The 12,276-nt window shown below is 60.1% G+C and carries 11 protein-coding genes, 2 pseudogenes and 1 CRISPR repeat array; of the genes and pseudogenes, 9 read left to right on the top strand and 4 right to left on the bottom strand.

The features are described 5' to 3' along the window. Positions 1–315: 315 nt before the first annotated feature. The 4 genes and pseudogenes from JNK99_RS01535 to JNK99_RS01525 form a co-directional block, all read right to left on the bottom strand. On the bottom strand, positions 316–492 hold the full coding sequence (locus tag JNK99_RS01535; RefSeq protein ID WP_291847616.1) for an integrase core domain-containing protein: 177 nt from the start codon (positions 490–492) through the stop codon (positions 316–318). Next, positions 489–794, bottom strand: a pseudogene (locus tag JNK99_RS01530) (DDE-type integrase/transposase/recombinase); the annotation flags it as partial. The gene JNK99_RS01535 and the pseudogene JNK99_RS01530, both read right to left, overlap by 4 nt. A 16-nt stretch (positions 795–810) precedes the next feature. Next, positions 811–1,047, bottom strand: a pseudogene (locus JNK99_RS17595) (IS3 family transposase); the annotation flags it as partial. Continuing rightward, on the bottom strand, positions 1,044–1,316 hold the full coding sequence (locus JNK99_RS01525) for a transposase (RefSeq protein WP_291847613.1): 273 nt from the start codon (positions 1,314–1,316) through the stop codon (positions 1,044–1,046). The gene JNK99_RS01525 and the pseudogene JNK99_RS17595, both read right to left, overlap by 4 nt. Positions 1,317–1,612: 296 nt before the next feature. Between JNK99_RS01525 and JNK99_RS01520 the strand changes: the two genes are divergently transcribed. Genes JNK99_RS01520 through cas2 form a run of 9 tightly spaced genes read left to right on the top strand, consistent with a single transcriptional unit; the run spans position 1,613 to position 10,214 of the window. Beyond that, positions 1,613–4,141, top strand: a complete 2,529-nt coding sequence (locus JNK99_RS01520) for a CRISPR-associated endonuclease Cas3'' (RefSeq protein ID WP_366518676.1) — start codon at positions 1,613–1,615, stop codon at positions 4,139–4,141. After that, positions 4,134–4,850 carry a type I-C CRISPR-associated protein Cas5c gene (gene cas5c / locus JNK99_RS01515; protein ID WP_291847610.1) on the top strand — a complete coding sequence of 239 codons (717 nt, stop codon included), beginning with the start codon at positions 4,134–4,136 and terminating at the stop codon, positions 4,848–4,850. The genes JNK99_RS01520 and cas5c overlap by 8 nt, the downstream gene beginning before the upstream one ends. Position 4,851: 1 nt before the next feature. Then, on the top strand, positions 4,852–6,759 hold the full coding sequence (gene cas8c, locus JNK99_RS01510) for a type I-C CRISPR-associated protein Cas8c/Csd1 (protein WP_291847607.1): 1,908 nt from the start codon (positions 4,852–4,854) through the stop codon (positions 6,757–6,759). Further along, positions 6,756–7,637 (top strand): type I-C CRISPR-associated protein Cas7/Csd2, encoded by an 882-nt coding sequence (cas7c, locus tag JNK99_RS01505; RefSeq protein ID WP_291847604.1) that lies wholly within the window; start codon positions 6,756–6,758, stop codon positions 7,635–7,637. The genes cas8c and cas7c overlap by 4 nt, the downstream gene beginning before the upstream one ends. Positions 7,638–7,651: 14 nt before the next feature. Next, entirely contained in the window at positions 7,652–7,906 is a 255-nt protein-coding gene (locus JNK99_RS01500) for a DUF433 domain-containing protein (RefSeq protein WP_291847601.1), read from the top strand. Then, positions 7,903–8,274 carry a DUF5615 family PIN-like protein gene (locus JNK99_RS01495; RefSeq protein ID WP_291847598.1) on the top strand — a complete coding sequence of 124 codons (372 nt, stop codon included), beginning with the start codon at positions 7,903–7,905 and terminating at the stop codon, positions 8,272–8,274. Before JNK99_RS01500 ends, JNK99_RS01495 begins: the two co-directional genes overlap by 4 nt. Further along, positions 8,201–8,899 carry a CRISPR-associated protein Cas4 gene (gene cas4 / locus JNK99_RS01490; protein WP_366518674.1) on the top strand — a complete coding sequence of 233 codons (699 nt, stop codon included), beginning with the start codon at positions 8,201–8,203 and terminating at the stop codon, positions 8,897–8,899. The genes JNK99_RS01495 and cas4 overlap by 74 nt, the downstream gene beginning before the upstream one ends. Beyond that, entirely contained in the window at positions 8,887–9,921 is a 1,035-nt protein-coding gene (cas1c, locus tag JNK99_RS01485; RefSeq protein WP_291847595.1) for a type I-C CRISPR-associated endonuclease Cas1c, read from the top strand. Before cas4 ends, cas1c begins: the two co-directional genes overlap by 13 nt. A gap of 2 nt (positions 9,922–9,923) precedes the next feature. Beyond that, complete coding sequence (gene cas2 / locus JNK99_RS01480; RefSeq protein ID WP_291847592.1) at positions 9,924–10,214, top strand: CRISPR-associated endonuclease Cas2; 291 nt, start codon at positions 9,924–9,926, stop codon at positions 10,212–10,214. 181 nt (positions 10,215–10,395) lie between these two features. Beyond that, positions 10,396–12,235: direct repeats of the CRISPR family, unit length 37 nt; unit sequence GATTCACCCGGCTCTCGGGCCGGGTGCGGATTGAAAC. Between the last annotated feature and the right edge of the window lie 41 nt (positions 12,236–12,276).

The raw sequence follows: 12,276 nt of genomic DNA, 5'->3' as shown, positions 1-12,276 counted from the left end.
TGGCTTGGGGCAGACTGCACCGGTCACCCGCTGTCGGCGGGCGGCAGCCGTGGCTGACTGGGCGAAACCGGCGGGAAGTCAGGCAGGCTGCACAGCGGATGCGCCGGCTGAGTTCCCCGGGCAGGCGGCCCGAGCCGGGCGTGGTGGTTCCAGTCGTCTAGACAGTCACCGGGGTGGACTAAGCTAAGGCCGGTGGTTGGGTGATGGTTCGGACTCTCCCGGATTTACTGACGAGGTGGGGCGCTGCGGAGCTTGTGGGCAGCGCAAAGGTGGGGATCGGCGCAGCCGACTGTCCACAAATCCACAGCGCATCGTTCAGGCCGCCTTCGCCGCAGCGGCGGCGAGCCCGCCAAAGTAGGCTTCGTCCAGCGTCTGCCACGAGAGCGCCTGGTGGGGCCGGCGACGGTTGTACCAGTCGAAGCACTCGGCCAGGCTTTGTTTTTGCGCGATGCCATTGGTAGCCGGGCGCAGATAGACCCACTCGTGCTTCACTGTCCACCACAGGCGCTCGACAAAGACATTGTCCCGCCAGACCCCTGGCCGTCCATATTGATCCGGATGGTGTGCGCCTGCAGGACACCGGTGAATTCTTCGCTGGTGAATTGGCAACCCTGGCCGGTATTGAAGATTTCCGGTCGGCCGTCGCGGGCAAGGGTTTCCTGCAGTGCCGCTACGCAGAAGTCGGCCGTCAGCGTGTTGGGCAGCCGCCACGCCAGGATCCGCCGGGTCGTCCAGTCGAGAATGGCGACCCGGTACAGAAAGCCCTTTTGCATCGGAATGTACGTGATGTCGGCCGCCCACCGCCCCCAACTGCTTCATCAGTCGGCGGATACGCCGGCGGCCGACCCCGATCCCTTCCCGGGCCAGTGCCACTTGCCGCCGCCGGCTGCCATGGACCGGGTGCTCGGTGAAGATCCGGTCCAACCGGTTCAGGAGATCGGCCTCCTGGGCCGAATCCGGTCGGGGCCGGGAGTGGAGGCGGCTGCGCGAGACGCCCGGCAGTTGGCTTTGCCGGGTAAGGGACAGCGCCGCGTTCGGCTTGATCATCGTCCGCCTTTCAGCAGTCGGGCAATGGCGGGCTGTCCGGCCAAGACATTCTGTTCGACCTGCAATTGCCCGATCTTCTGGTGCAGCCGGTCGATCGTCTGCTGCGGATCAGCGGCCGTCTTGGCACCTCGCTCGAACAGCTCCCCAGCCCGCTTCACCAATTCCTGCTTCCAGGTGCTGATCATCGTCGGATGTCCCCCGTATTCCGCCGACAGCTCCGCCATGGCGACTTGCGCCTTGAACTGCGCACCGTGCTGCTTGCGTTTCACGCCCATCTTTCATGCCTTTTCGGTTCGCTCGGCCTTAGCTTATCCGGCTGTCCGAAAAACCGGGGCCGCCGCAGGGCGCCGCGGTTGCTTCGTCATTGATGCGAAGAAAAAAGTAAAAGATTTTTTAAAAGCGCATTCTGTGAGCCCTGATACCCGGATAATGGCCGGGAAACGAAGGGTCATAGCGCGATTCTGTGAATGATCCTGCGGGAAGCTGAAACCTGGAGCCGGGGCTTATTCAAAGGTTCGCACCGGGGCCTGGTACATTTGATGATCATGCCGAAGGGGATCGACCCATGATGCAGAAGTCAAGCGCGGCGCCGGATAGGCCGATCATCGCGCACAGGCGCGAAGCGGATGGACAACAGCAGCGTCTCGAGGACCACCTTCGTTCCGTCGGACGGTTGGCTGCCCGCAATGCGTCCAAGCTCAAGGTTGCGACCGATCATGGGGGACAGTCAGCCAGGCTTGACGACGCCGGCGAAGTGTTGGGTTTGCTGCACGACCTTGGGAAGTACAGTAGGGCGTTTCAGGACTACCTGGGCTCGGCCGTCGGGCTGATTGATCAGGACGCCGATGACTTTGTGGATGCCCAGCAACTGCGCGGTCGGATCGACCATTCCACAGCCGGGGCGCAGTTCATCTGGCGGAAGCTTTCGCAGCGCGGTCCAGTCGGCTCTCTGTCAGGACAGATCCTGGCCTTGTGCATTGCATCCCACCACTCGGGCCTGATCGACTGCATCACTCCCGAAGGTGAAGACAACTTCACGCGTCGGATGAACAAGGCAGAGCAGGCTGCACACTTTGATGAAGCGCTGGCCAGAATCGACCCGGCGGTTCTTGAGCGACTCGGTGAACTCACTGTTGGCGCAAATTTATCCGATCGTCTCCAGGAAATCATCGTAAGTCTAGTCAAGCTGGAACATCGAGCGGAGAGAAGCGAGAAAGTACTTCAGTGCAAGTTCGGGTTGCTGGTTCGCTTTCTCTTCAGTTGCCTGATCGATGCCGACCGTGTCGACACCGCCGACTTCGAGCGTCCGCGCGCTCGTCACCTCCGTTACCATGGTCAGTATTCGCGTTGGGAGGAGCTAGCCGGTCGTCTCGAAGCACGTCTCGAAGGCTTTTCCGACACCAATCCAGTCAATCGACTTCGCTGGGAAGTCTCCGAGCATTGCAGGCTTGCGGCGACACGTCAGCAAGGTGTGTTTACGCTAACCGTGCCGACCGGCGGTGGCAAGACCTTGGCCAGCTTGCGTTTCGCCCTGCAACATGCGCAGCTACATCGGCTTGACCGGGTGATTTATGTTGTCCCTTTTACCTCGATCATCGATCAGAATGCTGACGTGGTGCGCCGGATTCTGGAGCCCAGTGAGATGGGCATTGAACCGGGCAGCATCGTGCTTGAGCACCATTCGAACCTGACACCCGAGGAACAGACTTGGCGCTCCAAGATACTGTCGGAGAACTGGGACGCACCAGTGGTGCATACCACCAGCGTTCAACTGCTGGAGACGCTGTTCAGTGCCGGCACACGTGGCGCACGGCGGATGCACCAGCTGGCCAAGTCGGTGATCATTTTCGACGAAGTGCAGACAGTGCCCTTGCGCTGCATTCATCTGTTCAACAATGCGATCAACTTTCTGGTCGAACATTGTGGCAGTACGGTCGTTCTGTGTACGGCGACCCAGCCGCTGCTCAATGCCGTCAATTCCAGAAAAGGCGCGGCGAGGTTCCAGCCGAAGGACGAAATCATTCCGGGTGTGCAAGAGCTTTTTGCCGCACTCAAACGCACCGAAGTGATTCATCGTCATCGAGCGGGGGGCTGGAGCGACAATGAGGTCGCGGCACTTGCCGCCGAAGAAGTCGCCGCCAGCGGCAGCTGTCTGGTGATTGTGAATACGCGCAAGGCAGCGCTCAGCCTGTACCGCACTTGTGCAGAACGACTCGGCTATCCGGTCTACCACTTGAGTACCTCAATGTGCCCGGCACATCGGCGCAAGATTTTGAGCCAGATTCGCCAAAGCCTGGACAGAGACTATCCCGTCCTTTGTGTCAGTACACAGTTGATCGAGGCCGGTGTCGATGTCGACTTTGGTGCCGTAATACGCCACGTTGCAGGTCTGGATTCGATTGCTCAGGCCGCTGGACGCTGCAATCGAAATGGACGACGCGTTCTCGGACGTGTTCACGTGATCAACCCGGCCGATGATGGACTGGAGCGGCTGTGCGATATCCGCGAGGGGCGCAACGTCGCCCAGCGGGTCCTCGACGAATTCGAGCAGGACCGCAGTGCATTCGCTGACGACCTGCTTGGTCCTGCAGGAATGGGCCGGTATTTCGATTACTATTTCGGCCAGCGTGCCGGCGAAATGAGCTATCCGGTGTTGCCCGCTGCCACCGGGCGCGACGACAGCCTGTTGAACCTGCTTTCGGAGAACAAGCTGGCCGTGCACGACTACAGCCAGCGCTGCAAGACTGCGCCAGCGGTTCCTTTGCGGCAAGCCTTTATGACCGCCGGCCAGGCATTCCGCGCCATCGACGCCCCGACTACAGGAATCATCGTCCCCTTTGGTGCCGAGGGTCGTGATCTGGTGGCGCAGCTCTGTGGTGTTTTCGATCCGGAACTGCAGTTCGATTTGCTGCGCCGTGCCCAACAGTTTTCGGTCAATGTGTTCCCGCAGGTTTTCGAGGCACTACAGCGGGCCGCCGCGATCACGCAAATTGGAGAAGGCATCGGCATTTATCACTTGCGTGCCGAGTATTACAGCAATGAGTTCGGTCTCAGCCAAACGCAGGCCGAGGCCATGGAGACCCTTTATGTCTGAACCGGAACGCACCCGCATCGAATTCCGCACCTGGGGTCGCTTCGCGCTGTTCACCGATCCTGTATCACGTGTCGGGGGAGAGAAGTGCTCGTACCACATCCCGACCTACGAAGCGCTCAAGGGAATCGCCAAGTCGATTTATTGGAAGCCCACACTGATCTGGGTGATCGACGCGGTGCGCGTCATGAAACTGGTCCGTACCCAGACCAAAGGCACCAAACCGTTGAACTTCGGCGGAGGTAACAGTCTGGCCATTTACACTTTTCTGAGCGGCGTCGAATACCAGGTGCGGGCGCACTTCGAATGGAACGAGCAGCGCGTCGAGTTACAGGAGGATCGCATTGAAGCCAAGCACGTCGCCATCATGCGGCGTACTCTGGAACGTGGCGGGCGACAGGACATCTTCCTTGGCACCCGCGACTGTCAGGGGTATGCCGAGCCCTGCGTTTTCGGCTGCGGCGAGGGCGCCTATGACCAAGCTGGTGTGCTGGCTTTCGGCCTGACTTTCCACGGGTTCGACTATCCTGACGAAACCGGGAAGGATGAACTACGGAGTCGCTTCTGGATGCCCCGGATGGAAAACGGTGTGATCCGTTTCATCCGCCCGGAGGACTGTACGACCACCCGCTTCGTACGCGAGATGTCTGCCAAGAATTTCAGGACGGGGCGCAATCTGCGTGCCGTCGAGCGCGAAGAAAGCGAGGGCTGAGATGAGCTGGCTGCAACGATTGCTGGAAACCTACGATGCCTGTGCCGGCGCAGACCAATTTGCCAAGAACCCGCTGCCGCCGATCAGTCATACGCCGCAGCAAGCGCATCTTGAAATCGTGCTGGATGGACAGGGCAACTTCAGGCGCGCTCGCATCGTGCAGAAGGAGGAGACGCTCATTCCGGCGACCGAGGAGTCGGCCAACCGCACTGGCACCAAAGCGCCGCCACATCCGTTGTGTGACAAGATTCAGTACGTCGCCGCAGATTATCCTGGTCATGGAGGTGCCAAACTCTCCTTCCATGCGCAATATCTCGAACTGTTGAGCGACTGGTGCGCCTCACCATTCACCCATACAAAGGCGCAAGCCATTCTGAACTACGTGCGGAAGGGGTCCGTGGTCGCCGACTTGGTCAAGGAAAAGCTCCTTTTCCTTGGCGAAGATGGCAGATTGCTGACGCAATGGCCAAGCGAGGGCAGCAAGCCGGACATCTTCCGTCTCCTTCCCGCCGCTAACTGCGATCAGGGCAATGCCTTCGTCCGCTGGCACGTAGACTGTCCCGGTGATTCCAATTCAGCGGTCTGGCACGACCTGACGCTTCAATACGCATGGGTGCAGTTCAACGCCTTGCGGATGCAGAGAACTGGCCTGTGCATGGCGACTGGACATGCTGACGCGCCGCTTGCTGCCAGTCATCCCAAGCGACTCCGACACCCTGGCGATGGTGCCAAGCTGATCAGTTCCAACGACAAGAGCGGCTTCACTTTTCGCGGCCGGTTCACGGACGACACTGGTGACCAGGCCTGTGGTGTCGGTTACGAGGCTTCGCAGAAGGCGCATCTCGCATTGCGCTGGTTGATCGGCCGGCACGCCTTCCGCAATGGCGATCAGGCGGTGGTCGCATGGGCGATCGGTGGGGAGGCGATACCTGATCCGCTGGTGGATACTTTTGCTTTGCTGGGGCTCGAATCCTCCTCGTCTGCGTCAGACTATCTCGGCGACGCGGGGCAAGCTTTCGCGCGTGCCCTCGGGCAGAAGATCGCGGGGTATCGGGCCAAACTGAGCCCAACGGCAAGCGTCGTGGTCATGGGGCTCGATGCCGCGACACCTGGTCGTATGGCGATTACCTTCTATCGGGAATTCGGCGGCAGTGAATTCCTTGACCGCGTGGAAGCCTGGCACACCCACTTTTCGTGGCATCAGAATTTCGGCAAGGAGCGCAAGTTCTGTGGTGCGCCAGCGCCACGAGACATTGCCGAAGCCGCCAATGGGGCAAGAGTTGACGAGCGTCTGCGCAAAGCCTGTGTCGAGCGACTGCTGCCATGTATCGTCGACTCGATACCGTTGCCGCGTGATTTGGTCGACGCAACCTTTCACCGAGCCATCCGCCGCGCCGGTATGGAAACATGGGAATGGGAAAAGACGCTCGGGATAGCCTGTGCGCTCTTCCGTGGATATCAATATCAAGTCAGGAAAGGAAGCTACGCCATGGCGTTGGAACCTCAGCGAAATACCCGTGACTACCTGTTTGGACGCCTGCTGGCGATCGCCGAACACCTCGAACAACGAGCCCTCTACTATGGCCGGGAAAAGCGGGATACCCACGCGGCCAAACTCATGCAACGCTTTGCGGAGCACCCGTGTACCACTTGGCGACAATTCGAACTAGCGCTTACGCCATCAAGGTCAAGGCTCCGGGGCCACAGCCCAGGGTATCTGCACCAACTCGAGCAGCAGATTGACCAGATCATCGGGCAGTTCGAGCCTGCCGACTTTACGGATGATCGCAAGCTGAGTGGAGAGTTTCTCCTTGGATACCATTGTCAGCGCGCTCAGCTCAACGAGCCGAGAACCGGCACCAACACAGCTTCAGCAATCGAGCTAACCCAAGCGGAGGAAACACCATGAACAGCCTGCAGCACAAGATCGATTTTGCACTGGTTCTGCGCGTCACCAATGCCAACCCCAATGGTGATCCGCTCAACGGTAACCGACCACGCACCAGTTATGACAGCATCGGCGAAATCACTGATGTCTGCCTGAAGCGAAAGCTGCGCGACCGGTTGCTCGAACGTGGAGAACCGATCTTTGTCCAGTCGGATGACCGGAAGGCAGACGAGTACTCTAGCCTCGCCGAACGGGCAAGAGCAAAACTGGGTGACACGCTCGGCGGAGCGGAAACGGTGAAAAAGGCGTGTGATATGTGGTTCGACGTGCGCGCCTTCGGTCAACTGTTTGCAATCAAGCCTACAAAGAAGGCAGGCGCCAAGAGATCCTTGCGCAAAGGAGAAGATGCCAAGGAAACTGATGAACCGGAGGGTGATACAGGTGTGTCGATCGGTATCCGTGGCCCAGTTACCCTGCAGTCTGCTTTCAGTCTGGAGCCGGTCGAAGTGACAAGTACGCAGATTACCAAGAGTGTCAGTGGAGAAGGTGACGGCAGCAAGCGCGGACCGGACACGATGGGCATGAAGCACCGCGTCGATCACGGTGTTTACGTCTGTTTTGGCAGCATGAACCCACAGCTCGCCGAGCGTACCGGGTTCGGAGACCAGGACGCAGCGACAATCAAGAGCATTCTGCCCAAGCTTCTTGAGAACGATGCCTCTTCGGCGCGCCCAGAAGGCAGCATGGAAGTGCTGCACGTGGTTTGGTGGCAGCATCCGGGCAGGTTGGGAGTATGCTCTTCCGCCAAGGTGCATCGTTCCCTCAGCGTCAGCAGTGATGGCCAAGTCACTGTCCGCGAGATTGAGGGGCTTGTAGCGGAGATCATTCCCGGTTATTGACTAGGAGCTAGGCGATGGATTGGCGCGAGCACATTGTTTCAGACCCGGGCACGCTGTTCGGAAAGCCACGCATCAAAGGGACGCGGATCGGGGTAGACCTGGTTCTCGATCTGTTGGCCTCAGGCTGGAGTGAAGGGCAGATCCTTGACAGTTACCCTCACCTCAAACCGGAAGACCTGCAGGCCGTGTTCTCCTTCGTTCGTGACTGTCTGAAGGAGGAGACCTACATCATGCAGGCCACTATTCATCCGCGGGGAATTGCCGCGTGAGTCGAGCGGTACTGGCCGACGAGAACTTTCCTTTGCCCGTGATCAAGGGCATACGTGTCGCCGGCCACGATGTTTTGGCAGTGGCTGCTGTCTGCCCGGGTCTAGGTGATCGGGTGGTGCTCGATCTCGCTCGCGAGGAAGAACGGTGTCTGGTTACCTTTGACTCGGATTTTGGAGACATCATCTTCTTTCACGGTGTGGCGTCGCCAGGGGCAATCCTGTTTTTCCGGGTGCAGCCGGTCGTCATCGAGGATGTGTTGACAGCAGCCCTGCGTGCGCTGACCGAAGTGCCCGATGGCTTCATTGCCGTGGTTGGTCGTGATGACATTCGCTTGCGACCCTTCACACCGAGCGCTACCAGTGACTGACTGTATCGATCCCATTCCGATTGCGGCTCTGCAGCATTGGAGTTATTGTCCGCGTCAGTGTGCATTGATTCATCAGGAGCAGGCTTTTGCCGACAACGTGCACACGGCCCGGGGGCAGGTAGTACACGCGCAGGTCGATTCGCCGGGCTTCTCGACACAGGGCAATGTTCGTAGTGTCCGCGCGCTGCCGCTCTACAGCGATCGCCTGGGTCTTGTCGGCAAAGCCGATATCGTCGAGTTTCTCCCAGATGGTACCCCCTGCCCGGTCGAATACAAACACGGGCCGCGGTGGCAGCACGAACACGACGACATCCAGGTGGCAGCGCAGGCCCTGTGCCTTGAAGAGATGACCGGGAAGCCGGTCCGCCGGGGCGCCGTCTACCATGCAAGCTCGCATCGCAGACGGGAGCTTGCGATTGCCGACGAGCTGCGAGAAACGGTAATGTTGACGATCGCTGCCGTGCGCAGCATGCTCGATTCGTCGAGGCTGCCATTGCCGGTCAACGACTCGCGCTGCCGTGAATGCTCCTTGCAGCACATTTGCCAACCTGTGGCGACCGCTGCCGCTGATCGTCTGGCGCGACTTCGACAGGAGCTGTTCCAAAGCGACGAATGCAACAGATAGAAAACACCCTCTACGTCATGACCCAGGGCGCCTACGCGCATCTGGAGAACGACACGGTTCGCATCGACGTCGAGCGCGAAAAGCGCTTGCAGGTGCCACTTCATCACCTCGGTGCGATCGTCTGCTTTGGCAATGTGCTGGTTTCACCCCGGCTGATGCATCGCTGCGCCGATGACGGCAAGGCACTGGTGTTGCTGAGCGAGCATGGACGTTTCAAGGCGCGTATGGAAGGTCCCGTTTCGGGCAACATCCTGCTGCGCCAGGCGCAACATCAGAAAGCGCGCGATGTCGCATTTTGCCTGGACACAGCGCGTGCCATGATCGCCGGGAAAATAAGGAACTCAAGGCAGATTCTCCTGCGTGGTGCGCGCGAGGCTGCGGCCGATGAGGATGCTCATGTACTGGGTGCCGGTGCCGAGCAACTGGCCAATGCCTTCCGTCGTGTGCCGCATGCTGTTGATCTGGAAGTGCTACGCGGTATCGAAGGAGAGGCGGCAAAGAACTATTTCGATGCGGTATCTTGCCTCCTTCGTCACGAAGCGCGCCAGGTGTTTTCCATGAATGGGCGTACGCGGCGCCCGCCGCGAGATCGGATGAATGCGTTGCTGTCGTTTCTCTACGCGATGTTGATGAACGACTGTCGCTCGGCAGTGGAGGCCTCCGGCCTGGACCCGCAGCTTGGCTTTCTGCACGTGGTGCGTCCGGGTCGCGCGGCTCTGGCGCTTGATCTGATGGAGGAACTGCGCCCCTGGGTTGCCGATCGCCTGGCCATGACGTTGGTCAATCGTGGACAGGTTCGCGGCAGCGACTTCGACGAACGGGAGGGGGGAGCGGTGCTGTTGAGCGAGAAAGGACGCAAGGTTGTGGTCACTGCCTACCAAGAGCGTAAACAGGAAAAAGTCACCCACCCCCTGCTTGACACAACTGTGGCAATCGGAGTGATACCTTTTCTGCAAGCGCGTTTCATGGCCCGCACGCTGCGTGGCGATATGGCTGGCTACCTGCCATTTGTAGTCCGATAGTCATGCTGATCATTGTCACCTACGACGTCTCGACGGAAACCGCGGCCGGCCGAAAACGCCTGAGGCGCGTTGCCAAGGTTTGTGAAAGCATGGGGCAGCGGGTTCAGAAGTCGGTTTTCGAGTGCAGGGTGGATCAAATGCAGTTGGAAGAACTGGAGCGCCGCTTGGTAGCCGAGATCGACGAGCGCGAGGATTGCCTCCGTCTTTATCGACTGACCGAGCCAGCTAATCTTCGCGTCAGGGAGTATGGGCGCTTCCGCGCGATGAACTTCGACGGTCCCCTGGTGGCATGATATTGGCGCGCGAACTACGAACGACGGCTGGAGATGGGCGGGTCCGCGCGTGCAAATGTTTCTGATTCAATGGGATAATCTTTTCACGGTGGTCGATCTGCCGGACTCTTGGACCGCGACAGCGCCATTTCGCGCGGGAACGCAGAAAGTATGTTGTAAAGCAGCGATCTGCCAGATCGCTGATTCACCCGGCTCTCGGGCCGGGTGCGGATTGAAACGTCGAAGGTGTCGTCGATCTCGTCGATCGTTGCCTGGATTCACCCGGCTCTCGGGCCGGGTGCGGATTGAAACGCGCCTGGTCGGGCCCCTGGCCATCGACGCCGAGGATTCACCCGGCTCTCGGGCCGGGTGCGGATTGAAACGCCTCCTGGCTGCCGCATGCCGTGCTGATCAACCGATTCACCCGGCTCTCGGGCCGGGTGCGGATTGAAACTGCAATCGCGCAGTATTCATGGTTGATCTCAAACCCGATTCACCCGGCTCTCGGGCCGGGTGCGGATTGAAACGGGGTCAGTGAAGGATCATTGTCGGAGGCCAATGGGATTCACCCGGCTCTCGGGCCGGGTGCGGATTGAAACGAGCTCGTAGGCCAGCACGTACCAGCCCGTCTGCGATTCACCCGGCTCTCGGGCCGGGTGCGGATTGAAACCGGATCGCGCCGGGGATGGATCCTCGGCGGCCGAGGATTCACCCGGCTCTCGGGCCGGGTGCGGATTGAAACGCTATCGGGCCGGGTAACGGCCGAGTCATGGACAGGATTCACCCGGCTCTCGGGCCGGGTGCGGATTGAAACGGATGCATCAGTACTCAGGCGAAGCCAGGGATGAGGATTCACCCGGCTCTCGGGCCGGGTGCGGATTGAAACTGGTGTCTTTCGGGTGGCGGACAAGGTTCAGGGGGGGATTCACCCGGCTCTCGGGCCGGGTGCGGATTGAAACATGTAAGTCGGATCAAAACCGAATCCATACTCAGGATTCACCCGGCTCTCGGGCCGGGTGCGGATTGAAACGCCAACACCGACCCAATAGAGCAGAAAGGAACCGGATTCACCCGGCTCTCGGGCCGGGTGCGGATTGAAACTGTACGACCGTCACGACCACCACATCACCACCACGATTCACCCGGCTCTCGGGCCGGGTGCGGATTGAAACGGTTTCGGATTGAAACGAATGGACCCCCGCCCAGAGGATTCACCCGGCTCTCGGGCCGGGTGCGGATTGAAACGAGGCCTCCCAAGCCGCACAGGCGCGCCGTTCCGGAGATTCACCCGGCTCTCGGGCCGGGTGCGGATTGAAACCACGCTCTCCTCGGCGATCAACACCAACCAGTGGCAGATTCACCCGGCTCTCGGGCCGGGTGCGGATTGAAACCAGGAGGTCGATGTCGCGCTGCGCCGCGTCGCCTCGATTCACCCGGCTCTCGGGCCGGGTGCGGATTGAAACGATTGCTTTCTCCGAGGAGGAGAAAAAGCTGCTCGACTGATTCACCCGGCTCTCGGGCCGGGTGCGGATTGAAACGGGTGACGATTGAACCAGTTCATGCCGGGTTGCCGATTCACCCGGCTCTCGGGCCGGGTGCGGATTGAAACCAACGGAAGAACGGCACGCTCGGGATGAGGACGCGGGATTCACCCGGCTCTCGGGCCGGGTGCGGATTGAAACCTTTGCGTTGGGGAGAAAGGCGACGCCCATTTTAAGATTCACCCGGCTCTCGGGCCGGGTGCGGATTGAAACGGGCATGCGCCAGTGTCCGTTGTCCCCAATGGCGGATTCACCCGGCTCTCGGGCCGGGTGCGGATTGAAACGTGGGGGCGTGCGCGATAAATGAAAGTGCGGGAGGATTCACCCGGCTCTCGGGCCGGGTGCGGATTGAAACAACGGTTCGGCGCTGAACGTATGGCCCGCCGGCATCGATTCACCCGGCTCTCGGGCCGGGTGCGGATTGAAACCAGTCGAGCCCCATCCCTTCGCCATCGGCTTGTTTTGATTCACCCGGCTCTCGGGCCGGGTGCGGATTGAAACAAATCACGGAACGCATTTGTGTTTCGGAGGACGGAGATTCA

Origin of the sequence: Accumulibacter sp., from assembly GCF_016789985.1 — a bacterium.
In the GTDB taxonomy this organism is placed as follows: Bacteria; Pseudomonadota; Gammaproteobacteria; order Burkholderiales; family Rhodocyclaceae; genus Accumulibacter.
Note: the sequence above shows the minus strand (reverse complement) of the source record. Positions and strands in the feature narration are given on the sequence as shown.

Bases quoted from the DNA above. Each gene is read 5' to 3' on its own strand.
- cas8c (WP_291847607.1), top strand. From the start codon at position 4,852: ATGAGCTGGCTGCAACGATTGCTGGAAACCTACGATGCCTGTGCCGGC.
- cas5c (WP_291847610.1), top strand. From the start codon at position 4,134: ATGTCTGAACCGGAACGCACCCGCATCGAATTCCGCACCTGGGGTCGC.
- cas7c (WP_291847604.1), top strand. From the start codon at position 6,756: ATGAACAGCCTGCAGCACAAGATCGATTTTGCACTGGTTCTGCGCGTC.
- cas4 (WP_366518674.1), top strand. From the start codon at position 8,201: ATGGCTTCATTGCCGTGGTTGGTCGTGATGACATTCGCTTGCGACCCT.
- cas2 (WP_291847592.1), top strand. From the start codon at position 9,924: ATGCTGATCATTGTCACCTACGACGTCTCGACGGAAACCGCGGCCGGC.
- JNK99_RS01500 (WP_291847601.1), top strand. From the start codon at position 7,652: ATGGATTGGCGCGAGCACATTGTTTCAGACCCGGGCACGCTGTTCGGA.
- JNK99_RS01520 (WP_366518676.1), top strand. From the start codon at position 1,613: ATGATGCAGAAGTCAAGCGCGGCGCCGGATAGGCCGATCATCGCGCAC.
- cas1c (WP_291847595.1), top strand. From the start codon at position 8,887: ATGCAACAGATAGAAAACACCCTCTACGTCATGACCCAGGGCGCCTAC.